21 protein-coding genes and 1 tRNA gene are annotated in these 21,372 nt (G+C 62.5%); 7 read left to right on the top strand and 15 right to left on the bottom strand.

The annotated features are described in order from the left end of the window. Positions 1-89 precede the first annotated feature (89 nt). A complete protein-coding gene (locus ACE3PR_RS12480; RefSeq protein ID WP_374372324.1) occupies positions 90-1,562 on the top strand; it encodes a sensor histidine kinase in 1,473 nt (490 codons plus the stop codon). A gap of 4 nt (positions 1,563-1,566) precedes the next feature. On the opposite strand, the gene ACE3PR_RS12485 is transcribed toward ACE3PR_RS12480, so the two are convergent. After that, positions 1,567-2,061, bottom strand: coding sequence for a TIGR02444 family protein (locus ACE3PR_RS12485; protein ID WP_374372326.1), 495 nt, complete (start codon positions 2,059-2,061; stop codon positions 1,567-1,569). A 1-nt stretch (position 2,062) separates the two neighbouring features. Further along, positions 2,063-3,154 carry an ATP-dependent 6-phosphofructokinase gene (locus ACE3PR_RS12490; protein WP_374372328.1) on the bottom strand — a complete coding sequence of 364 codons (1,092 nt, stop codon included), beginning with the start codon at positions 3,152-3,154 and terminating at the stop codon, positions 2,063-2,065. A gap of 77 nt (positions 3,155-3,231) precedes the next feature. Between ACE3PR_RS12490 and ACE3PR_RS12495 the strand changes: the two genes are divergently transcribed. From ACE3PR_RS12495 to ACE3PR_RS12505, 3 genes are all read left to right on the top strand, one after another. Continuing rightward, the gene (locus tag ACE3PR_RS12495) at positions 3,232-4,140 is read left to right on the top strand and encodes a folate-binding protein YgfZ (RefSeq protein ID WP_374372330.1); all 909 of its coding nucleotides are present in this window, start codon (positions 3,232-3,234) and stop codon (positions 4,138-4,140) included. 67 nt (positions 4,141-4,207) lie between these two features. Further along, positions 4,208-5,323 carry a P1 family peptidase gene (locus ACE3PR_RS12500; RefSeq protein WP_374372332.1) on the top strand — a complete coding sequence of 372 codons (1,116 nt, stop codon included), beginning with the start codon at positions 4,208-4,210 and terminating at the stop codon, positions 5,321-5,323. Further along, complete coding sequence (locus tag ACE3PR_RS12505; RefSeq protein WP_374372334.1) at positions 5,287-5,790, top strand: cupin domain-containing protein; 504 nt, start codon at positions 5,287-5,289, stop codon at positions 5,788-5,790. Before ACE3PR_RS12500 ends, ACE3PR_RS12505 begins: the two co-directional genes overlap by 37 nt. On the opposite strand, the gene ACE3PR_RS12510 is transcribed toward ACE3PR_RS12505, so the two are convergent. The 10 genes from ACE3PR_RS12510 to ACE3PR_RS12555 all read right to left on the bottom strand — a co-directional run bounded on the left by ACE3PR_RS12510 (position 5,787) and on the right by ACE3PR_RS12555 (position 16,039). Continuing rightward, a complete protein-coding gene (locus ACE3PR_RS12510; RefSeq protein ID WP_374372336.1) occupies positions 5,787-6,434 on the bottom strand; it encodes a lysophospholipid acyltransferase family protein in 648 nt (215 codons plus the stop codon). The genes ACE3PR_RS12505 and ACE3PR_RS12510 overlap by 4 nt on opposite strands. Before the next feature lie 2 nt (positions 6,435-6,436). Further along, positions 6,437-7,363 (bottom strand): phosphatidate cytidylyltransferase, encoded by a 927-nt coding sequence (locus ACE3PR_RS12515; RefSeq protein ID WP_374372338.1) that lies wholly within the window; start codon positions 7,361-7,363, stop codon positions 6,437-6,439. Next, positions 7,360-7,968, bottom strand: a complete 609-nt coding sequence (locus tag ACE3PR_RS12520; RefSeq protein WP_374372341.1) for a CDP-alcohol phosphatidyltransferase family protein — start codon at positions 7,966-7,968, stop codon at positions 7,360-7,362. Before ACE3PR_RS12520 ends, ACE3PR_RS12515 begins: the two co-directional genes overlap by 4 nt. A gap of 7 nt (positions 7,969-7,975) precedes the next feature. Next, positions 7,976-8,917: an ArgK/MeaB family GTPase gene (locus ACE3PR_RS12525; RefSeq protein WP_374372343.1), complete on the bottom strand. Its 942-nt coding sequence runs from the start codon at positions 8,915-8,917 to the stop codon at positions 7,976-7,978. Then, the gene (ppdK, locus tag ACE3PR_RS12530; protein ID WP_374372345.1) at positions 8,914-11,601 is read right to left on the bottom strand and encodes a pyruvate, phosphate dikinase; all 2,688 of its coding nucleotides are present in this window, start codon (positions 11,599-11,601) and stop codon (positions 8,914-8,916) included. The genes ACE3PR_RS12525 and ppdK overlap by 4 nt, the downstream gene beginning before the upstream one ends. Before the next feature lie 8 nt (positions 11,602-11,609). Next, positions 11,610-13,724: a glycine--tRNA ligase subunit beta gene (glyS, locus tag ACE3PR_RS12535; protein WP_374372347.1), complete on the bottom strand. Its 2,115-nt coding sequence runs from the start codon at positions 13,722-13,724 to the stop codon at positions 11,610-11,612. 5 nt (positions 13,725-13,729) lie between these two features. Next, on the bottom strand, positions 13,730-14,611 hold the full coding sequence (locus tag ACE3PR_RS12540; RefSeq protein WP_374372350.1) for a glycine--tRNA ligase subunit alpha: 882 nt from the start codon (positions 14,609-14,611) through the stop codon (positions 13,730-13,732). Between the two features lie 174 nt (positions 14,612-14,785). Next, the gene (locus ACE3PR_RS12545) at positions 14,786-15,019 is read right to left on the bottom strand and encodes a hypothetical protein (RefSeq protein WP_374372352.1); all 234 of its coding nucleotides are present in this window, start codon (positions 15,017-15,019) and stop codon (positions 14,786-14,788) included. A gap of 49 nt (positions 15,020-15,068) precedes the next feature. Further along, entirely contained in the window at positions 15,069-15,815 is a 747-nt protein-coding gene (locus ACE3PR_RS12550) for a tRNA1(Val) (adenine(37)-N6)-methyltransferase (RefSeq protein ID WP_374372354.1), read from the bottom strand. Then, positions 15,812-16,039 carry a DUF2007 domain-containing protein gene (locus ACE3PR_RS12555; protein WP_374372356.1) on the bottom strand — a complete coding sequence of 76 codons (228 nt, stop codon included), beginning with the start codon at positions 16,037-16,039 and terminating at the stop codon, positions 15,812-15,814. The genes ACE3PR_RS12550 and ACE3PR_RS12555 overlap by 4 nt, the downstream gene beginning before the upstream one ends. A gap of 163 nt (positions 16,040-16,202) precedes the next feature. Between ACE3PR_RS12555 and ACE3PR_RS12560 the strand changes: the two genes are divergently transcribed. Beyond that, entirely contained in the window at positions 16,203-17,225 is a 1,023-nt protein-coding gene (locus ACE3PR_RS12560) for a polyprenyl synthetase family protein (protein WP_374372358.1), read from the top strand. A 146-nt stretch (positions 17,226-17,371) separates the two neighbouring features. After that, positions 17,372-17,448 (top strand) — tRNA-Pro (locus ACE3PR_RS12565). 35 nt (positions 17,449-17,483) lie between these two features. Here the strand turns inward: ACE3PR_RS12565 and ACE3PR_RS12570 are convergent. Beyond that, a complete protein-coding gene (locus ACE3PR_RS12570) occupies positions 17,484-17,819 on the bottom strand; it encodes a BON domain-containing protein (protein WP_374372360.1) in 336 nt (111 codons plus the stop codon). A 206-nt stretch (positions 17,820-18,025) separates the two neighbouring features. Here ACE3PR_RS12570 and ACE3PR_RS12575 point away from each other — a divergent pair, with 206 nt between their 5' ends. Then, positions 18,026-19,867, top strand: a complete 1,842-nt coding sequence (locus tag ACE3PR_RS12575; protein ID WP_374372362.1) for a PHA/PHB synthase family protein — start codon at positions 18,026-18,028, stop codon at positions 19,865-19,867. A 13-nt stretch (positions 19,868-19,880) separates the two neighbouring features. Here the strand turns inward: ACE3PR_RS12575 and ACE3PR_RS12580 are convergent, their stop codons facing one another. Then, entirely contained in the window at positions 19,881-20,159 is a 279-nt protein-coding gene (locus ACE3PR_RS12580) for a hypothetical protein (RefSeq protein ID WP_374372364.1), read from the bottom strand. Next, entirely contained in the window at positions 20,156-21,262 is a 1,107-nt protein-coding gene (locus ACE3PR_RS12585; RefSeq protein ID WP_374372366.1) for a DUF2336 domain-containing protein, read from the bottom strand. The genes ACE3PR_RS12580 and ACE3PR_RS12585 overlap by 4 nt, the downstream gene beginning before the upstream one ends. Between the last annotated feature and the right edge of the window lie 110 nt (positions 21,263-21,372).

Consider the following 21,372-nt stretch of genomic DNA (forward strand, 5'->3'; position numbering starts at 1 on the left):
AGTTTTTAGCCGTTCATTAATCCAGCATCGTCAGCCTGCGCGTAAGCAATGCCGGAAGACGGGACTGGCACGTGGAGCATCTGGCCGACATGGCACCAACCACGATGGCAAAGGTGACGAAAAGCGAAATCGAGGCGGAGCTGATCTCCAGCCTCTACCGGCGCACGCGCCCCCTTCTCATCGCCAATCTCGGCGCCATGTTTCTGCTGACCATCTCGCTTTGGACCAGCGCCGATCATTTCCATCTGCTGCTCTGGGCCGGCACTTTGTTCGGCTGGACCATGCTGCGCTTCGCACTTGCCAAGCTTTATCTGTCCCGGCCTCGCAGCGTCGGCGAGGCCAGGTATTGGGTTTATGCCTTCGCGACCGGCTCCGGTGTCGCCGGGATGCTCTGGGGTTCGTCGGTCCTTCTCATCACCAGCATGGGGCCGGACCACAGCCGGCTGGTCGCCGCTTTCATGATGGCGGCCCTCTCCGCCTCCGCGATCGCCGGCTATACCAACAGTCTCATCGCCTTTGCTGCCTTCACCATCCCTGCCCTCGCCCCCTTCGGCATCAATCTCATCTGGTTCGAGGGCGAGCCGAGCTGGCTCATCGGCGCCTTCGTCGTCTTCTGGGGATTGCTGCTGTGGTCCATGGCGCGGCATCTCAATGACGGTTTCAGGGACAACGTCGCCCTCCTCCTCGGCAACGAGAACCTCATCAAAAACCTCTCCATCGCGAAAGATCGCGCCGAGATGGCCAACCGTGCCAAGACCCGCTTCCTTGGCAATATGAGCCATGAATTGCGCACGCCCCTGAATACCGTCATCGGCTATTCCGAGATGATGAAGCTCCAGGTGCTGGGCCCGGTCGGCAATCCGCAATATCAGGAATATGTCGGGCACATTCACGACCGCGGCCGGCATCTGCTGAATTTCGTGACGCAGGTATTCGATCTTTCCCAACTTGAAGCCGGCGATATCGAGCTGACGGAAGAAACCGTCGACATAACCAAGCTGGTCGTCGAAGCGGTCGAAGAGATCATTCCGGCGGCACTGGCCGATGAGATCCTCGTCAACGCCGATGTGGCCACCGACTTGCCGCCACTCCATGGCGATTACGGTAAACTTCGACAGGTTCTGGGCAACCTGCTTGCCAATGCGGTCAAGTTCACCACCGCCGGCAACCGCGTCGTCGTCAGCGCCGAGCGCGGCATCGATGGCGGCCTTGCGATCAGCGTGAGCGACAGCGGAATCGGCATGTCGAAGACCGAGATCGACCGGGTCACGATCCCCTTCCATCGCCTGGAAAGCCAGGACCATCTCAAGCGCATGACCGCGCTCAAGAATGATACCGGCCAGACCAGCACGGGCCTCGGTCTGCCGATTTCAAAGCTGTTGCTGGAACTCCACGGCGGCCGCCTCCATGTCGCCAGCTCGCTCGGGGTGGGCACCACGGTCACCATGCTGCTGCCGCCAGATCGGCTTTTGACCGAGGATCGCCAATCCGCACAAGCTTTGGATCACGCCCGGCACCCCATCCTATCAAGCCCAAAGCTCGCCCGCGGCGCTGCGGAATAATCCGTCAAAGCTGTGCCAGGATCGCGGCGGCATCAGCCCGGTCCTGCTCGTCCGGCACGCCGATGATTTGTGCGAGATAGCGGTCGATTCCCGTGGCCGCTAGATCGCGCACCGGCGCATGGCTTAGCTCTATCGCATAGGGCTCCAGCGCAGCGGCAATCTTCTGCTGCGCCACGCGCTCGCATTCCAGTTCGACCGACAAGATGCCGTGCTTGATGGATTGCTGATCCGCCTGTGCGATATCGGAAAAATCCGCACCGAGACGGCGGCGAGTTGATCGCAATGGCTTCAGGATGGCCTCATTCCAGGGATCGGCGGCCGCCATGGCCGCCGGCAGGGCATCGACACTGGCTTCATATCCCCGTGCCGCCAGCCAGCAGATTGCCAGGAGCAGATTGACATCGGCGCCGCGCCGGTCTTGCAAGGACAAGCAGGCCTGTGCCACGGGCGCCCGGCAATAAAGCGCCAGGCTGAACGACCAGAAATCTTCCGGGCTCAATCTAATCGCCAAAGCTGATCCCTACCCCGCGCGCTGTCTTGACCAGGGTACCCTTGGGATCGACCGCCTGATAACCTTCGATCGCCGATTCAATCGGGACGTCGACCACTTCACGCTCGCGCCAGGCAACCATGCGGTCGAATTTACCGGCTGCAATCAGATCGACCGCATGCACGCCGAAGGCTGAGCCCAGCAGTCGGTCTTTGGGCTCTGGCGTGCCGCCCCGCTGCACATGGCCCAGCACGGTCACCCGCGTTTCGGCGCCGCTGCGCTGGGCGATTTCCTCGCCGATGTAGTGGCCGATACCGCCATATGTCTTCACGCCTTTGCCGCCGCCGCTATGGACCGCCGTGATCGACTGGCCATCCTCGGTCCTGACGGCCTCGGCGACGATGATAAGGGCGAAATTGCGCCCGCGTTTGCGCAAGGCGGCGAGCTTCTGTTCGATCGCCGCAAATCGATAGGGGATTTCGGGGATGAGGATGATATCGGCGCCACCCGCGATCCCAGCCGAAAGAGCGATATGGCCGGCATCGCGCCCCATCACTTCCAAGACCATGACGCGGCTGTGGCTGGCCGCCGTCGGCTGCAGATGATCGAGCGCTTCCGTGGCCGTCTGCACCGCCGTCTCGAAGCCGATCGATACCTCGGTGGCGCCGAGATCGTTGTCGATGGTCTTCGGCACGGTCACCAGATTGATGCCGCCCTGCTGCGCCAGGCGCCGCAGGATCGCCATCGACCCATCGCCGCCGATCCCGATGAGCGCGTCGAGCTTGAGGTCGCGATAGCCGTCGATGACCTCGGCGGATCGATCGATCCTGCGCCCATCATCCATCGGGAAATCGAAGGGATCGCCCTTGTTGGTGGTGCCCAGAATCGTGCCGCCCTGACGCAGCATGTCGGAACCCAGCACCCGGTCATCGAGCTCGGTCGCCTCGACCGGGCGGGCCAGCAGGCCTGCCGTGCCATTGTGGATGCCCACGACGTCCCAGCCGAAATGCCCCTTGGCATGGGCATAAACCCCACGAATGACGGCGTTGAGGCCGGCGCAATCGCCGCCACTGGTCAGAATGCCGATTCGCTTGACCGCCATGCAGAGACTTCTCCCTTGCCTTTTTGAGCAGCGCTTCCAACTATTAGCATAGAGTTTTCAGAGAAGCGCATAGCCACATGACAGACAAGGCTTTTTTCGAGTTCAATCCAACCCGTGCCGTGATCGCCGTGGGCGGCGAGGACCGCGCGGAGTTCCTGCAGGGATTGATCAGCAACGACACCAAGCGCATCAGCGACACGCAGGCGGTCTTCGCCGCCTTGCTGACGCCCCAGGGCAAATTCGCCTACGACCTGATGCTGGTTGGCAACGGCACACGCTATCTCCTCGATGCCGAGAGTGGCCGCCGCGCTGATCTCCTGAAGCGTCTCAAAATGTTCAAGCTACGCTCCCAGGTGACGCTGGAGGATCTCGACGCAGAATTTGTTGTCGTCAATCTGTTCGGCGGCGACACCCTCGCACGCCTCGGCTTGAACGCCGAGCCGGGCGCCGCCAAGGCGTTGGATGGCGGCATCGTCTTGACCGATCCGCGCCTCGCCGCCATCGGCGCCCGCGCCTTCCTGCCGCGCGCCAGTGCCGAACAGGCCATGCTGGCGCTTGGATTCGAGGCGGCACCCTCAGGCGCCTTCCGTCAATGGCGCTACGGTCTCGGCGTGCCGGAAGGAAGCGAGGATCTCATCCCCGACAAATCTATCCTGCTTGAATCCGGCTTCGACGAGATGAACGGCGTCGATTGGCAGAAGGGTTGCTATATGGGCCAGGAACTGACAGCCCGCACCAAGTATCGCGGCCTTGTCCGGAAGCGCCTGCTGCCGGTCAAATTCGATGGTCCCACCCTGCCCCCCGGTACGGACCTCCTGCTCGACGGCAAGGATGCTGGTGAAATCCGTGCCAGCGACGGCCAACGCGGCCTCGCCCTCATCCGCTTGGAACATCTCGATGCGCTCAGCGAGAATGGCGTCGATGCAAACGGCACCCGAGTCACGGCCAGTGTTCCGAACTGGATGAAGTTGCCGGAGATGGCCTGAGGGAGATGGCTTGAGCTTGCGCGCTGGTCTCGCCTAATCTCCCCTGAGACACAAACAGGGGAACATCATGGCGAAGGCTCGGCTCAGGGATCTCGGCATCACACTCGGACAATTGCCGCCGGGGCCGCTCAACGCCATTACCGACGTCGCCGGCATCCGCGTCGGCTATTCGACCCTGATCCGCGACCAGCCGCATGTGGTGCGCACGGGCGTCACGGCTTTGTGGCCGGCGGATGACATCTATACTGATTTCATGTTCGCCGGGATCCATTCCTTCAACGGCAATGGCGAGATGACCGGCAGCCATTGGCTGAACGAGCAGGGCTTGCTCGCCGCTCCCATCACCATCACCAATACCCATGCGACCGGCATCGCGCGCGATGCGATCTGCGTCCATGCCGCGCGCAAGGGCATCGACCAGGCCTGGCACCTGCCCGTGGCGGCCGAGACCTGGGACGGCTGGCTCTCCGATGCCGAAACCTTTCCGGTCACCCTCGACATGGCGATCGAAGCGCTCGACAGCGCCAAGGGCGGCATGATCGCTGAGGGCAATATCGGCGGCGGCACCGGCATGATCACCCATGAGTTCAAAGGTGGCACCGGCACGGCCTCACGTCGCCTCTCCGACGCAGACGGCGGCTGGACCGTGGGCGCGCTGGTGCAATCCAATTATGGCAGGCGGTCGCTACTGCGTTGCGGGCATGCGCCGGTGGGCCTCGAACTCGATACCGATGTCATCGCGTCGGCCCATGCCGAGCGCAAGGAAGAACAAGGCTCGATCATCGTCATCCTCGCGACCGACGCGCCCTTGCTACCGATCCAATGCCAACGTCTCGCCCGCCGAGCGACGACAGGCCTCGCCTGGGTGGGTGGCATCGGCTCCAATGGCTCAGGCGACATCTTCCTCGCCTTCTCGACTGGCAACCGCGTGGCGCTGAAATCAAAAATGGCCGATGTGCGGATGCTGGGCATGGAGGAATGCACGCCACTGTTCCAGGCAGCAGCCGAGGCGACCGAGGAAGCGATCTGGAACGCGCTCTGCGCCGCCGAGACCATGACGGGCTATAAGGGCCGCACCGCTCATGCCGTGCCGCATGACTTGTTGAAGGAAGCCGTGGCGCTTTATGCCCGGAAAGGTGGCGCTTTATGCTCGAAGAGGTTGACGAACTTGTCGCCCGACTGAATCTCGTCCCGCATCCCGAGGGCGGGTTCTACCGCGAGACCTATCGCGCAAATGAGACGATCCCCGATACCGGATTGCCGCCCCGCTTCCATGGCAGCCGTGCGGTATCGACGGCGATCTTTTACCTGCTGCGTACTGGTGATCGGTCGAAGCTGCACCGGATCAAATCGGACGAAATATGGCACTTCTATAAGGGCGATCCGCTCGCGATCATTGCCATCGCCCCCGACGGACAGCTGACGGAAACGACCCTTGGCCGCGATTTCGGGCAAGGCCAGGTGCCGCAGCATGTCGTCCCCGCCGGCCATTGGTTCGGCGCTATCCCTGCGCCGGGCAGTGCCTATGCCCTGACCGGCTGCACCGTCGCCCCCGGTTTCGATTTCGCGGATTTCGAACTGGGCGCGCGCGGTACGCTTCTTTCGGCGTACCCGCAACATCGCGGTTGGATCGAAAAACTGACGGATTAATCGCCGTCGTCGAACACCTTCGGCAGATGCGCCCCCAGCCCGCGCACGGCTGCTTCCATATCCAATGTGAACTGCGCGCGGTTCCCGTGCCAGGCGATGGGCATGCCCACTACCGCATCGACCACCACCGGCACCAGCACGATCTCGCCGCGCGGCAGAGCTTTGCCGGCACCTTGCAGAAAGACCGGAATCACCGGCACAACCGGAAAACGCTCCTTCAAGCGCGCGACGCCGCCCTTGAATTTTCCCATCACCTCGGCGCTGCCGCGCGAGCCTTCCGGGAAGACAATGAGTATCTCACCCCGTTCCAGCGCTGCGGCACTCTCCGCCAGCGGATCTTCCCCGCGCACGGCATTGCCGCGCTCCAGCGGCAGGATATTGAGAATGTGCAGGCTGAACCAGGCGAGGACTGGATTCTTCAGAAAATAATCCGCCGCCGCCACCGGCCGCACCTTGTCGATGAGGCGGAGCGGCATCAGCGACAGCAGGACCAGCGTATCCAGATGGCTGTTGTGATTGGCGATGATGATCGCCGGCCCCGCCTTCGGCAAATTTTGGCGCCCATGCAAGGTAAGACCCAGCATCAGCACGGCGATTGGCCGCAGCACCAGCAAGGCGAAAAGACGGCGCAGGATCCCGTGCATGATCAATAATGCAGATAATAGATCATGTGGAAAAAGAGCGGCGCGGTAAAGGTGAGGCTATCCACCCGGTCGAGCACACCACCATGGCCAGGCAGCAGAGATCCGCTATCCTTCAGCTTCAGATCCCGCTTCACTGCCGAGACAGTGACGTCACCGGCAAATCCCGCCAGCGCGAGTACGCAACCGATGATCGCCGCCTGATGCCAATGGAGCGGCGTGAGGTAAGGTGCCGCGATCACTGCCACCAATGTCGTGATGATGACGCCGCCCAGCAAACCCTCGATGGTCTTGTTGGGACTGACCTTCGGCACCGCCTTGTGCTTGCCGAAGAGCTTGCCGGTACAATATTGCCCCACATCGTTGATCTCGGTGAGGAGCAGCAGATAGAGCAGCAAACCATCGCCACCTGCCAGCGGATTGACCTCCTGCGGCAGGGCAAGCAGGAAGGCCGCATGGCTCAGCGAGAAGACCGTCACCATAAGGCCCCAATGCAAGGTGCCCGCCGCCTTGATGAAACCCTGCGTCTCGCCGGCGATCACCATGCGCAGCGGCAATGCCAGGAACATGTAGACCGGGATGAAGATGATGAAGACGCCATACCAGCCGACCGACACCCAGTAGTACTGGATCGGAATCGCGAGATAGGCCCAGAACAGCACGCGGTGATCCGCGCGCCGCGTCGGCATGAGCGTCACGAATTCCTTGAAGGCCAGAAAGCTGATGAGGCCGAAGAGTGCGACCGGCACCCAGGAGGGAAGTGCAATCGAAGCCGCGATCAGCAGCACGATCACCCACCAGGTGCGCGTGCGGAGCCACAATTCTTCCTTCTTGTGCCGCTGCGGCCAGGCGATCGCGGTGGCAATCAGCAGCAGGCCCAGCACAGCCGCCACGGCGATGGCGACATTGGGAGTCATGTGGAGATAGCTCATCGTGGAGTCTCTTTGAGTGCCTGTCTTGCCCGGTTCAGGATGGTGACCAGCCCCAGCGCGCAAATCGCGATCATGATCCAATTGATCCAGGCGCCGACCGGCGCGCCGATGCCGATGGCAAAGCCGAGGATGCCGAAGATAACCGCGCGGTCGCTTTTCCCCATCGGGCCGTCATAACGGCGGCTGGCGCCGATCACCTGGCCAAGAATGCCGGTCATTTCGCCGATGATGGCAAGGATGACGGCCAGGACTACCCAGATCGGATTGACGCCCGGCAGCAAGGCGAAGGGCAGATAAAGTGCTGCGTCGGAAACCACGTCGCCCACTTCGTTGAGGATGGCACCCAGGCGCGACTTCATCCCGAACTCGCGGGCGAGGATGCCGTCGATGGCATTCGCCGCCATGCGCAGGAACAGGAAGACCGGCAGGATCAGCCACAGCCAGGTGACATCCGGCCAGATCGCCAGCACCAGGCCGACGATGATGGAATCCGCCATCGCCGCCAAGGTGACGATATTGGCGGTGGCGCCGCCTTGGGCGAGCCGGGCGGCCAGCGGCTTCAGCAGGGCCACGAAGCGCGGCTTGAGATCGTATATGGATGGCATGGCGCCACTATAGCTGGCGCGCGAATCCCGCCAAGGCCTGAAACGGCGTTTCTCGTGTGAGGTCCGTCACGCTGCCAGAGGATAAATGGGATAGGCGCCGCAATCCTTCCCGTCCCCAGCGTTCCTTGATCGCGGCTTGGGTCCAGGCGCCGGCCTGGGCCGCGCGCTTGACCGACAACCGGCCATCGGCACCAAGCCAGGCTGCATGCTCCCCGATCGCCGCCACCAGCTTGTCGACGCCTTCCGCGGCATTGGCCGAGACGATGAGAACCGGCACGGACCAATCCGCCGCATCCTGCCGCCCTTCGGTAAGGCCCAGGGCGCCCTTCACATCCGCTTGCGCCCGGGTGGCCGCGCGCCCGAGATCGCCCTTGGTGACGGCGATGATGTCGGGAATTTCGACGATGCCCGCTTTCATGAACTGGAGCGCATCACCCGAGCCTGGCTGCACGCAGAAGAGAACCGTATCGGCGGCGAGCGCAATATCGGTCTCCGATTGCCCGACGCCCACGGTCTCGATCAGCACCACATCATAGAGCGCGCGCATCAGCACCATGGCGGCATAGGTGATCTCGGCCAACCCGCCCAGTTGATCCCGCGCCGCCATCGAACGGACGAAGATACCGTTGTCGTCGGGATCGGTCCGCAGCCGTGTCCGGTCGCCCAGCAGCGCACCGCCGGAACGTTTTGACGAAGGATCAATGGCAATGACCGCGACGGTCTTGCCCACCCGCCGATAGGCCTGGATCAACGCACCTGCCAAGGTCGATTTGCCGACACCGGGCGGCCCGGTGAGTCCGATCACCTGCGCCGTGGGGGTCACATAGGCGGCATCCAGCAAGGCCGTCATACCGGCATCGTCGGGGCTCGATTCCAGTCGCGCCAAAGCGCGGGCAAGCGCCGGTTTGCCGCCGGCGCGCAGCTCAGCCAGCGATTTGCCGGCTGTCACCCCTCGCCCTTGCGGCCGGATTGATCGCCAGTGAGCGCCGCCTGGGCCGCCGCCAGTTTCGCGATCGGCACGCGATAGGGCGAGCAGGAGACGTAATTGAGCCCGACCTGCGCACAGAAATGGATCGAAGCCGGATCGCCGCCATGTTCGCCGCAAATGCCGAGCTTGATATCCGGGCGGGTCTTGCGGCCACGCTCGGTGGCGATCCGCACCAATTCCCCAACGCCTTCCGTATCGAGCGTGATGAAGGGATCGCGTTCGATGATGCCCTGGCGTTCATAGGATTGGATGAAGCGTGCGGCATCGTCGCGGCTGAGGCCATAGGTGGTCTGCGTCAGATCGTTGGTGCCAAAGCTGAAGAAGGCAGCCTCCTTGGCGATCTCGCCCGCCAGCAAGGCGGCGCGCGGCAATTCGATCATGGTGCCGACCGAATACTCGATCTTGTGGCCCGATTCCTTGGCGACCTCGCCGGCAACCCGGTCGATGATCGCCTTCATCAGCGTCAGTTCCTTGGGAATGCCGACCAGCGGGATCATGATTTCCGGTTCCGCCGTATCGCCCAGCTTCGCCTTCACCTCGGCCGCCGCCTCGAAAATGGCACGGGCCTGCATCTCGTAGATTTCGGGATAGGTGATGCCGAGGCGGCAGCCGCGATGCCCCAGCATCGGATTGGATTCATGGAGCTGTGCGGCACGATAGGCAACCGCATCCACGGTAATGCCAGCGGCGGCAGCCACTTCCGCCATTTCTTCCTTGCTGTGCGGCAGGAATTCATGGAGCGGCGGATCGAGGAGACGGATCGTGACCGGCAGGCCCTTCATGATGTGGAAGAGCTCGACGAAATCCTGGCGCTGCATGGGCAGTATCTTCGCCAGGGCTTTCTTCCGGCCGGCGACATCCTCCGCCATGATCATCTCGCGCATGGCGATGATGCGGGTGCCGTCGAAGAACATATGCTCGGTCCGACAGAGGCCGATGCCCTCGGCGCCGAATTGCCGCGCGGTGCGGGCATCCAGTGGCGTTTCGGCATTGGTGCGGATCTTCAGCTTGCGGAAGTCGTCGGCCCAGCCCATCAGCGTCGAGAAATCGCCCGAGAGTTCCGGATCGATGGTTTCGACCGCTCCCAGCATGACCTCGCCGGTACCGCCGTCGATAGTGATGATGTCGCCCTCGGCGATCTTCTGGCCGCGGACGACAATGGTCTTCTGCGCCGCGTCGACGCGGAGATCGCCGGCGCCGGAGACGCAGGGCCGGCCCATGCCGCGCGCCACCACGGCGGCGTGGCTGGTCATGCCGCCGCGCGTGGTGAGGATGCCGACCGCGGCGTTCATGCCGTGAATGTCTTCCGGCGAGGTCTCGACGCGCACGAGGATGACCTTCTCGCCCTTGGCGGCGCGGTCCTCGGCATCGTCCGCCGTGAAGACGGCCTTGCCCGAGGCAGCGCCGGGGCTGGCCGGCAGACCGGTCGCCACGACGTTCTTCTTCGCCTTCGGATCAAGGCGCGGATGCAGCAATTGATCGAGCGAGGCGGGATCGATCCGCGCCACCGCCGTCTTCTTGTCGATCAAGCCTTCATTGCAGAGATCGACCGCGATCTTCAACGCCGCCTGCGCCGTGCGCTTGCCGTTCCGGGTCTGCAGCATATAGAGTTTGCCCTGCTGCACCGTGAACTCGATGTCCTGCATATCGGTATAGTGCTTCTCGAGCTGCGCGCGCACCGCGACAAGCTGTTGGAACACTTCCGGCATGGTCTCTTCCATCGCCGGCAGGGTCGAGTTGTTGGCCTTCTTGCCGGCTATGGTGAGGTGCTGCGGCGTGCGGATACCCGCCACCACGTCCTCGCCCTGGGCATTGATCAGATATTCGCCGTAGAACTCATTGCCGCCGGTCGAGGGGTTGCGGGTGAAGGCGACGCCGGTCGCGCAATCCTCGCCCATATTGCCGAACACCATCGCCTGCACGTTGACGGCGGTGCCCCAATCCTCGGGGATGCTGTTGATCTTGCGATAGGTGATGGCACGCGGGATGTTCCAGCTGCCGAAAACGGCACCGATCGCAGCCCAGAGCTGTTCCTTGGGGTCCTGCGGGAAGGGCTTCCCCAATTCCTCTTCGACCTTCGCCTTGTAATCGGCGATGACCTTCTGCCAATCCTCGGCAGTCAATTCGGTATCGAGATTGGCGCCCTTGTCTTGCTTGTGGAAATCCAGGATGTCCTCGAAATTGTGATGCTCGACGCCGAGCACGACATTGCCGAACATCTGGATGAAGCGGCGATAGGAATCATAAGCAAAGCGCGCATCGCCCGACAAGGCGGCGAGGCCCTTCACCGTCTCGTCGGTGAGGCCCAGATTGAGCACGGTATCCATCATGCCCGGCATGGAAACACGCGCACCCGAGCGCACCGAGACCAGCAACGGCGCCTTGGGATCGCCAAACTTCAGCCCCACGATCTTTTCGATATGGGCGACACCGGCTTCGACCTGTGTCGTCAGTTCCTTTGGGTAGTTCTTGGCATTGGCATAATAATGCGTGCAGACCTCGGTCGTCGCCGTAAAGCCCGGCGGCACCGGCAGGCCGAGGGACGACATCTCGGCGAGATTGGCGCCCTTGCCGCCCAGGAGGTTACGCATATCGGCCCGACCTTCCGCCGAACCGCCACCGAAATGATAGACCCACTTCGTCATGGTTATGCTCATCCTTCGATCCTTGAAAAATCTGCGACCTGATTGAACGTAGCGCGAATGGCGTTGAGCAAGCGCAGACGGTTGCCGCGAAGCTCCTTCTCGTCGGCATTGACCGTGACCTTGTCGAAGAAGGCATCGACCGGCGCACGCAGCCCGGCCAGCGCCACCATCGCCTTGCCGAAATCTTCCTTGCCGATCGCCTCGGTCACCGCCTTGCCGGTAAGGCCCAGCGCCTGATGCAGCGCCTTCTCTTCATCCAGCTTCAGCCAGACCGCATCGGGCGCATCGGCATAGGCCACGCCATCCTTCTTCTCTTCGATGCGCAGGATATTGGCGGCCCGCTTGTAGCCGGCAAGAAGGTTGGCGCCGTCGGCGCTGTCGATCAATGCCTTCAACGCCTCGACACGCGCCAGGAGGCGGGTAAGATCGTCTTCGTCACCCAGCGCGAATACGGCGGCCACGAGATCATGCCGCACGCCCTGCTCCTTCAGCGCGACCTTCAACCGGTCGGCGAAGAATTCCATGAGGTCGGCGGAAACTTCCTTGGGCACGCTGTCGCCGAAACCGGCAACGCCCTGATAGCCGCGATAGGCGGCAGCCAGAACCTCGCGCAGGGGCAGCCGCAGCTTGTTCTCGAGGATAAGGCGGATGATGCCCAGCGCCGCGCGGCGCAGCGCGAACGGGTCCTTCGACCCGGTCGGCTTCTCGTCGATGGCGAAGAAACCGGTCAGGGTGTCGATCTTGTCGGCGAGCGCCACGGCGACGCTCACCGGCGCCCTCGGACAGGAATCGTTCGGCCCCAGCGGTTTGTAATGATCGGCGATGGCATCGGCGACTTCTTCGGGCAGTTTCTCGGCTCGGGCGTAATAACGCCCCATGATGCCCTGTAGTTCCGGGAACTCGCCGACCATGCCGGAAACCAGATCCGCCTTGGCAAGCGCCGCTGCCTGGTTGGCAAGCCCCGCTTCGCAGCCAGGCACATATTTCGCGACCTCGCGCGACAGCGCTTTCACGCGCCGCACCTTGTCGCCGACCGAGCCCAATTTGGCATGATAAGTTATGGGATCGAGCGCCGGCACGCGCTCGGCCAGGGTCGTTTTGAGATCCTGATCCCAGAAAAACTTGGCGTCCGACAGGCGCGCCCGCAGCACACGCTCATTGCCATGAACGATGGCCTTGCCGCCGTCATTCGCCTCGATATTCGCCGTCACCAGGAAGCGCGGCGCCAGCTTGCCGTCCTTGCCCAGCAGCGCGAAGTATTTCTGATTGACCCGCATCGAGGTTGTCAGCACCTCATGGGGCACCGACATGAATTCGTCATCGATCTTGCCCATGAGGACGGTGGGCCATTCAACAAGGCCGGTTACTTCCTCCAGCAGCCCGTCATCCGGCTTTACGGTGAGGCCGGCTTCGGCGGCAATCTTCTCAGCCTGCGCCTTGATGCTGGCCTTGCGCTCCGCCTGGTCGAGAATGACCTTCGCTGCCTTCAGCTTCGCCTGGTAATCGGCGAAGGAGGACACGGTGATTTCTCCCGGCGACAGGAAGCGATGCCCCTTGCTCTTGTCACCGATCGATACTTTTCCACGATCCTTGTTTTGAACAGTGCCCAGCTCAAATTCCGATCGGCTCGAAGGTTTGCCGTCAAATATCAGCATGATGCTATGCAAAGGACGGACCCAGCGGAAATCGTTGCCAGCCCATCGCATCGACTTCGGCCATGCAAAGTCCATTAACACGCTATCGATAAACTGATCGACAACAGTGGAAGTCGTGGCGCCCTTCTTCTCAATCACCGCGAAGTAGAATTCACCCTTGCCGGTGTCACGCTTCTCACACTGATCAAGTGAACTCAGGCCGTGCTTCTTGAGGAAGCCGTCAATCGCCTGCTGAGGCGACCCAACCTTTGGGCCCTTCTCTTCTTTCACCTCGTCCGCCGACTGAAGCGGCAAGCCGTCGACCACGAGCGCCAGGCGGCGCGGCGTCACGAAGGATTTCGCCGATGTGAAAGTGAGTCCGGCGGCCTTCAACTTCTCGGTCACGAGACGCTGTAGATCCTCCGCGGCCCGCGCCTGCATGCGGGCGGGGATTTCTTCGGAGAAGAGTTCCAGGAGCAATTCGGCCATGATCGTCAGCCCGCCTTCTGCGTGGCTTCCCACGCTTCGCAGCAAGCCTTGGCCAGATTACGCACACGGCCGATATAGGCCTGACGCTCCGTCACCGAGATGACGCCGCGCGCGTCGAGAAGATTGAATAAGTGGCTGGCTTTCAGGGCCTGGTCATAGGCCGGCAGAGGCAATGCCTTGTTGCCGCCCAACAATGCAGCACATTCCTTTTCGGCATCGGCGAAATGGCGGAACAGGCGCTCGGTATCGGCGCGTTCGAAGTTGAACGCCGAATGCTCCTGCTCCGATTGCAGGAACACATCGCCATAGGTCATGCCGTGGCCATTGTAATCGAGGTCGTAGATGCTCTCGACCCCCTGCACATACATGGCGAGACGCTCAAGGCCGTAGGTGAGCTCGGTCGAGACGGGATCGCATTCCAATCCGCCCACCTGCTGGAAATAGGTGAACTGGCTGACTTCCATGCCGTCGCACCAGACTTCCCAACCGAGACCCCAAGCACCCAGGGTCGGGCTTTCCCAATCGTCCTCGACGAAGCGGATGTCGTGCTGCAGCGGATCGATGCCGATGGCTTTCAGGGACCCCAGATAGAGATCCTGGCTCTCGGCCGGCGACGGCTTCAGGATCACCTGGAACTGGTAATAATGCTGCAGCCGGTTCGGGTTCTCGCCATAGCGGCCATCCTTGGGGCGGCGCGAGGCCTGGACATAGGCGGCGCGCCAGGGCTTCGGTCCGAGCGCCCGCAGGGTGGTCGCCCAATGGAACGTCCCGGCGCCCACTTCCATGTCATAGGGTTGCAGGATCACGCAGCCTTGGGCCGCCCAATAGCTTTGCAGCTTCAGAATGAGTGCCTGGAAACAGGTCTCGGGATTAGACCGCGCCGCCATGATCGGCTTTTCCCCCAAATTTCGGTGATCTCCCGGCTTCAGACGCCGGCGTCTTGGTGCGGCGCAACATACTGGCGCGGCCGGGGATAATCAAGCCGCGCGGGCGGACCGGGCCCGCTGGAAAGCCCCTGAAACTGCCGAATTTGTGTGACTTAACGGAAAAGTGCGGGTGACCTAGGAGCGCCCGCAGGAGCAGCCGGTCTTGGCCGGGAAATAGGCGCCGCAGGACTTGCACTGCACCATGTCCTCGATCGGCTTGGCATTCTTAGGCGCGTTCTGCGCCGGGCCGGCAGCACCGCCGGCGCCTTCATTCCGCTTCACCGCCTGGGTGCGCCGGAAAAAGTACCAGATCACCGCGATCACGGCGGCAATGAGGATAAGTTTGGGAAGGGTGGGCAATCCGAACATTGGCTGATGATGTAGGCCGCCGGCCGGGCCCGGTCAAGACATCATGGGTTCAAGGCATCATGGAAAAAGCCGCCGCCCGGCGCAGGATCGCCTCGGCGGCCTCGGTAAACCCACCCGACGCTTCATGCAGCACCAGGGGCGGCAGAATCTCGAAACCCGCCGGGGCGCCCCGGATACCCTGCAGCAATATCCGTTTTGCCGGCATCCCCTCTTTCGGCAGCAAGGGACGCAGATGGAGGCGGCCCAGCCCGCGCCCCATCTCTGCCCGCAATTCCTCGGCGCGGTCGGCGCGGTGGATGAAGGTGATGCTGCCCCCGGGTTTCACCGCCGTGCTCGCCGCCACCACCCAATCCTTGAGCATCGCATCGCCTTCCACATTGGCGAGCGCCTTGATCGGATTGGGCGAGACGGAAGCCCGCGCCCGTTCCAGATAAGGTGGATTGGCAAGTACATGATCAAACGCCGGCTCCGTGAGATGCAGCACATCGCCGACATGAAACGTGGCGCGATCGGCCAGCGCGTTGTCCCGCGCATTGCGTTGTGCCAGTTCTATCAACGCCGGCTGAACATCGATCCCCATGACGTGACAGCCCTCGACCCGCCGCACGACGCAAAGGCCGGCCGTACCGACGCCGCAGCCGAGATCAAGCACACGTTCACCGGCTGCGGCCGGAACGGCGGCTGCCAGCAGCACCGGATCGATCGCCGCGCGATAGCCGTCACGCGGCTGCGCCAAGGTGAGGCGCCCGCCCAGAATCTGATCCAGGCTGATTGGCAAGGGTTGTTCGGAACTCATCGCCAGACGTAATCCGCGGCCACCTGCGCCGCCTCGATCAGCAGCCGACGGGCTGGCTCCAGATCGTCGTCCGCCACCATCAGGCGCTGTTCCAGAATGCCGATGCTCCCCTGCATGATGCTGCTATGGGTGTCGAGCAGCAGCGCCCCTATTCCGGCATCCGCCAGCAGGGCCGTCAGGAAGGACAGCCTAACCGGATCGTTGCTGCGGATCAGTTCTTTCACCTATTTCCCCTCTTTTTCCCCGCGCCGAAATGTCGCAATCGGCAGCACATCCCAGCCACTTCCGGCGGCGCCCGATGCTTGACCGAGCCATCTTAAGGGTTATGCTCGGGCAAGAGCGCTTTCCGCTCAAGGTTTTATCGCTTTATCGATAGGGATCAGGATCGTGGCTGTCATCGTCAATCTGGAAACCGGGCGTGAAAAAAGTGGTGGTGACGCCCTCGACCGGCTGACGCAGCTGGTGAGCGCCGACCTCGCCCATGTCAATCAGCTGATCCTCCAGCACATGCAGAGCGACGTTCAGCTCATCCCGCAATTGGCCGGCCATATCATCGCCGCCGGCGGCAAGCGCCTGCGCCCGCTCCTCACCCTGGCCAGCGCCAGGATGTGCGGCTATCGCGGCCCCCGTGCCGCGGGTCTGGCCGCCTGTGTCGAGTTCATCCACACCGCGACCCTGCTCCATGACGATGTGGTGGATGAAAGCGCGCTGCGCCGTGGCGAGGCCTCGGCCAATGTCGTCTGGGGCAACAAGGCTTCGGTTCTGGTGGGCGATTTCTTGTTCAGCCGCGCCTTCCAGTTGATGGTGCAGGACGGCTCGCTGCGTGTCCTCGAGATTCTCTCCGGCGCCTCCGCGATCATCGCCGAGGGCGAGGTGTTGCAGTTGATGACCAGCAACGACACCACCACCACCGAACAAGCCTATCTCGAGGTCATCAAGGGCAAGACCGCCGCCCTCTTCGCCGCCGCCTGTGAAGTGGGCGCCGTGGTTGCCGAGCGACCCAAGGTCGAAGAGCACGCCCTCGACACGTTCGGCCTCAATCTCGGTATCGCCTTCCAGTTGATCGACGATGCCCTCGATTACTCCGCCAAGCAGGAAGCCCTGGGCAAGACCGTGGGTGACGATTTCCGCGAAGGCAAAATCACCCTTCCCGTCATCCTCGCTTATCTGCGCGGCGATGCCGAGGAACGCGCCTTCTGGCAACGGACGCTCGAACAGGTCGAACAGGACGATGCCGATCTTCGCCACGCCATTCAGTTGATGGAACGGCACGGCACGCTGAAGGACACCGTGGCCCGTGCCGCCCATTACGGCGCCATCGCCCGTGACGCCCTCGGCATTTTCCCGGATAGCCCGGAAAAGCGCGCCCTCATCGAGGTGGTCGATTTCTGCATCGACCGTGGCTTCTGACCCTAAAACACTGGCTCCTCAAGGGTTTGAGCTCGGCCAAAAAATAACCGATCCGGTAAAGGCGGACTTGCACGCTGGTGGGCCAACGGCTATAAGGCAGCGCGTTTCTGCCGCCCGGGAGTTTCCAGGACCCGTGGCGATCCGGTCGGAGTGTAGCTCAGCCTGGTAGAGCACTACGTTCGGGACGTAGGGGCCGGAGGTTCGAATCCTCTCACTCCGACCAATTCTCTGCCCCATCCCCGACCCGCCACGTCCCGCTTAGGGCTGAACCACCAGATCGTTCTGTACCGACCGCACGCCCTCCACATCGCGGGCAATCTCGCCAGCGCGCATCTTGTCGTCATAGCTCGCGACGAAACCGCTGAGCTGCACGACCTCATTCATGGTCTCGACACTGACCCGGCTGAACAGCGACAGCCCGCCCTGATCGGCAAGGGCCGTCTTCACCTTGGCCGTGATCGCCGCGTTGTCGGCATATTCCTCGCCCGACTCACGCCCCGACGTCACCGAGCAGGCACCGACTGCGCCACCCATCGACAGCGCCACCAAAACCGGCAGGGCAAAACGCATCGATTTTCCGAATTTCCGCATCATCAACTCCTGTCTGCACATCAAAAAATGCCGCGGCGCTGAACACCCGGCTCGGTGGATACAACATTCCTTGGCTGCAATTGTTCCGGCGGAGAGGGATTGGCGGCTGACTGGGCAGATTGACGCAGCGCAACAAATTCATTTGTTCCGGGGCCTTGGCAGTTCCATCTTGGGAACGACGCCAGACATGTGACCGCTAGAAAGGTCGAATGACGGCTATGACCAGCGAAGCCCGCCTCCGTACCAAAACCCGCCGCAAGACGGCCGCGCCGGTTGAACAGCGGGTGCCATCTCAGCCGCCCGCCGCGCTGGCGCATGAGGCGCCACAACATGACGCTCTTTGGGGATCGGTCAGCGGCGAAACCCTCGACCGGCAAGTACATGCCGCCCTGGCGCGCCTCACCGCCGGGCTGTCACCCGCCTCGCTCCTGGAAGCCTATGGCGATTGGGCGGTGCACCTCGCCATCTCTCCCGGCAAGCAGGCGCAATTGTTGCAGAAGGCTGTTCGCAAGACGTTGCGCCTGGCGCATTACGCACAGACCTGTGCCTTGAAGGGCAAGGATGCCGCCGATTGCATCGCGCCCCTGCCGCAGGACAAGCGCTTCAGCGCGCCGGAATGGCATGACTGGCCCTTCAACCTGCTGCACCAATCCTTCCTGCTGACGCAGCAATGGTGGCACAACGCGACCAATGACGTGCCCGGCGTCTCCCCACATCACCAGGACATGGTTTCCTTCGTCGCGCGGCAGATCCTCGACGTCTTCTCGCCTGCCAATTTCATCGCCACCAACCCGGAAGTTCTGGCCACCACATTCCGCGAAGGCGGTGCCAATCTGCAGCGCGGCGCCCAGCAATTCATGGCCGATTGGGAGCGCCAGATCGCCGGCAAATTGCCGACCGGTAGCGAGCAGTTCACGCCGGGAGAGAATGTCGCCGTGACCCCCGGCGAGGTGGTTTATCGCAACGACCTCATCGAACTCATCCAATACACACCGCAAACCCCCAAGGTCTTCGCCGACCCGATCCTGATCGTCCCGGCCTGGATCATGAAATACTACATCCTCGATCTCTCGCCGCGGAACTCACTGGTGAAATATCTGGTCGAGCGCGGCCATACCGTTTTCATGATCTCCTGGAAGAATCCGGACGCGGGTGACCGCGACCTTTCCTATGACGATTACCGGCGGATCGGCCTCATGGCCGCGCTCGATCACGTTTCCGCGGCCTTCCCCAAACGCCCGATCAATGCGGCGGGCTATTGCCTGGGCGGTACCCTGCTCGCCACCGCGGCTGCGGCGATGGCGCGTGACAACGACCGGCGCCTCAACTCGATCACCTTGATGGCGGCGCAGGTCGACTTCACCGAGGCCGGCGAACTTTCGCTCTTCATCGACGACAGCCAGGTTCGCTTCCTGGAAGACATGATGTGGGAACAGGGCTATCTCGACACCAAGCAGATGGCCGGCGCCTTTCAGTTGCTTCGCTCCAACGACCTCATCTGGTCGCAGGTTTTGCGACTCTATCTGCTGGGTCAGCAGCCGGCGATGAGCGACCTCATGGCCTGGAACGCCGATGCGACACGCATGCCCTATCGCATGCATTCGGAATATCTGCGCGGCATGTTCCTCAACAACAATCTCGCGCGCGGCCAGCACATGGTGGAAGGGCGACCCGTCAATCTCGCCGATATCCGTGCACCCATTTTCGCGATCGGCACCGAGCGGGATCATGTGGCGCCCTGGGTCTCGGTCCACAAGATCACCTTCCATCCCGCGACCGACGTCACCTTCCTGCTCGCCAGCGGCGGCCACAATGCCGGTATCGTCAGCCCGCCGGGCAAGGATGGTCGGCATTACCGCGTCGCCACCAAGGCGGCTGGTGCGCGCTATCAGGATCCGGAAAGCTGGGTCGCGGCCACGCCGGAAAAGGAAGGATCCTGGTGGCCGGAATGGCAGGCCTGGCTGGCAGCCCATTCCGGCGCCAAGGTGAAGCCGCCGGCGATGGGCGCCTCTCTGGGCCCAGCGCCCGGTCGCTATGTCCTGCAACGCTGATGGGTGGCCCAGATCACTCCAGGCTGATGCCTTCTTGCGCAGCCACGGCACGGTAGATTTCGCAGGCTTTGTCGGTGTCGCCGGCAGCCAGGGCTTCGCCGGCCTCATTGACCCGTGCATTTGCCGCCGCGACGGCGAGACTTTCCTCTTCCGTCTGAGCGGCACCGGCCTTCTGCCCCAAGGCGGTCGAAAGCTTGACCATGAGGTCGACCGCTTCCTGCTGGTCACAGGCCGATGCAGGCGCGCTGATGAACAGCGTTGCCGCTACCAGCAAACCGTATAGATGCTTCATGCGGCGAGCTGTTTCAGCTTCTTCATCAGATATTCGAGGTTGTCGTTGCCGATATCCTCGAATTGCGTGAGCACGCGTTCGATGACGCGGGCCGAGAAGCGTTGGCGATCATTGTCGCCGCCGTCATATTCCATCTCGCGCGCCACATCGAAGGCAACGCGGAAGGCCGGGAACAGATTGGCGGGCAGCGGCGTGCGCTGATAGATCGATTGCAGGCCGAGCTTGCCTTCGTCATGGATGAGAACGCAGGCACTGACGATCGGCATGTTGGCCAACACGGCCAGGCTCGCCTCGAAGAAGGTAATATCACCCGTGCACAGCGTGCGCAGAATGAGCGAGGGCGTCAGGCGCTGGTTGTCGCGCAACTGCTTGACCAATTCAACCACATCGGCCGACTTGACGCCGGGCGGCAGCAGGCCGGCGGTCGCCCGCTCTCGCGCCTGCAACACCAGATCGGCAGCCATTTCGGCCGAAATCTCGCGATGCGACAGCAAATGCTCGCGCAAGGCTTCGGAGACGCGCGCCACGATCTTTTCCGCGACCGTGAGCGGCAGGTTGTGACGGCTCACCAGCGAATTGGAGACCGATGAATCGGTGCCGTGCTTCGCAAAAGCCTTTTCAAGATCGATGTCCTTGAGATCGGCGCCGGGATTGTTGACCAGGGTCGCCACCACCTTGCCGGCGCGGCCATGATCGATGAGCGCGTTGGCGAGATCGTTGGACACATTGGCGCGCCGCGCGACTGCGACCTGCTTTTCCGCACCCGACGAACGCACGATATCGATGAGATCGGAATCGTCCAGCACGGTGGAAAATTCGAGCACCGGCAACGCCACGGATTCCACATCCTTGGCGAGGTTGAGTGCCACGTCCCTCGGGAGGGCCGGACTGGCTTTCAGATTGATCGAAAGGGCCTCGCGCACACGCACTTCGGCATCGAGCACCATGATGCGGAAAATCTCTGCCGCGAGAGTACGCTCTTTGTCGGACAGTTCGCCGCCATAGAAGGCCTTCGACAGCTTTTCCGCCGTCTCGACGCGGGCGTCGGGCGACGGATCGGTCATCAACTTGCGAACATCGGCTTCCGTCAGCATCCCAGCCATCGGCGCAATCTCCAGAATCCAGCGGCACTCATCTGCCGATCAGGTAAAGGCCTATTGGTTAAAGTACCGATAACGCCAAAACCCGTCGACATTTAAAATTTTGCGCAATC

Origin of the sequence: Dongia sp., assembly GCF_041909655.1 — a bacterium.
In the GTDB taxonomy this organism is placed as follows: Bacteria; Pseudomonadota; Alphaproteobacteria; order Dongiales; family Dongiaceae; genus Dongia.

Excerpts from the sequence above, each read along its gene's own strand:
- ACE3PR_RS12480 (WP_374372324.1), top strand. The coding sequence starts at position 90 with ATGGCACCAACCACGATGGCAAAGGTGACGAAAAGCGAAATCGAGGCG.
- ACE3PR_RS12490 (WP_374372328.1), bottom strand. The coding sequence starts at position 3,154 with ATGGCGGTCAAGCGAATCGGCATTCTGACCAGTGGCGGCGATTGCGCC.
- ACE3PR_RS12495 (WP_374372330.1), top strand. The coding sequence starts at position 3,232 with ATGACAGACAAGGCTTTTTTCGAGTTCAATCCAACCCGTGCCGTGATC.
- ACE3PR_RS12500 (WP_374372332.1), top strand. The coding sequence starts at position 4,208 with ATGGCGAAGGCTCGGCTCAGGGATCTCGGCATCACACTCGGACAATTG.
- ACE3PR_RS12505 (WP_374372334.1), top strand. The coding sequence starts at position 5,287 with ATGCTCGAAGAGGTTGACGAACTTGTCGCCCGACTGAATCTCGTCCCG.
- ACE3PR_RS12510 (WP_374372336.1), bottom strand. The coding sequence starts at position 6,434 with ATGCACGGGATCCTGCGCCGTCTTTTCGCCTTGCTGGTGCTGCGGCCA.
- ACE3PR_RS12515 (WP_374372338.1), bottom strand. The coding sequence starts at position 7,363 with ATGAGCTATCTCCACATGACTCCCAATGTCGCCATCGCCGTGGCGGCT.
- ACE3PR_RS12520 (WP_374372341.1), bottom strand. The coding sequence starts at position 7,968 with ATGCCATCCATATACGATCTCAAGCCGCGCTTCGTGGCCCTGCTGAAG.
- ppdK (WP_374372345.1), bottom strand. The coding sequence starts at position 11,601 with ATGACGAAGTGGGTCTATCATTTCGGTGGCGGTTCGGCGGAAGGTCGG.
- glyS (WP_374372347.1), bottom strand. The coding sequence starts at position 13,724 with ATGGCCGAATTGCTCCTGGAACTCTTCTCCGAAGAAATCCCCGCCCGC.
- ACE3PR_RS12540 (WP_374372350.1), bottom strand. The coding sequence starts at position 14,611 with ATGGCGGCGCGGTCTAATCCCGAGACCTGTTTCCAGGCACTCATTCTG.
- ACE3PR_RS12545 (WP_374372352.1), bottom strand. The coding sequence starts at position 15,019 with ATGTTCGGATTGCCCACCCTTCCCAAACTTATCCTCATTGCCGCCGTG.
- ACE3PR_RS12550 (WP_374372354.1), bottom strand. The coding sequence starts at position 15,815 with ATGAGTTCCGAACAACCCTTGCCAATCAGCCTGGATCAGATTCTGGGC.
- ACE3PR_RS12570 (WP_374372360.1), bottom strand. The coding sequence starts at position 17,819 with ATGATGCGGAAATTCGGAAAATCGATGCGTTTTGCCCTGCCGGTTTTG.
- ACE3PR_RS12575 (WP_374372362.1), top strand. The coding sequence starts at position 18,026 with ATGACGGCTATGACCAGCGAAGCCCGCCTCCGTACCAAAACCCGCCGC.
- ACE3PR_RS12580 (WP_374372364.1), bottom strand. The coding sequence starts at position 20,159 with ATGAAGCATCTATACGGTTTGCTGGTAGCGGCAACGCTGTTCATCAGC.
- ACE3PR_RS12585 (WP_374372366.1), bottom strand. The coding sequence starts at position 21,262 with ATGGCTGGGATGCTGACGGAAGCCGATGTTCGCAAGTTGATGACCGAT.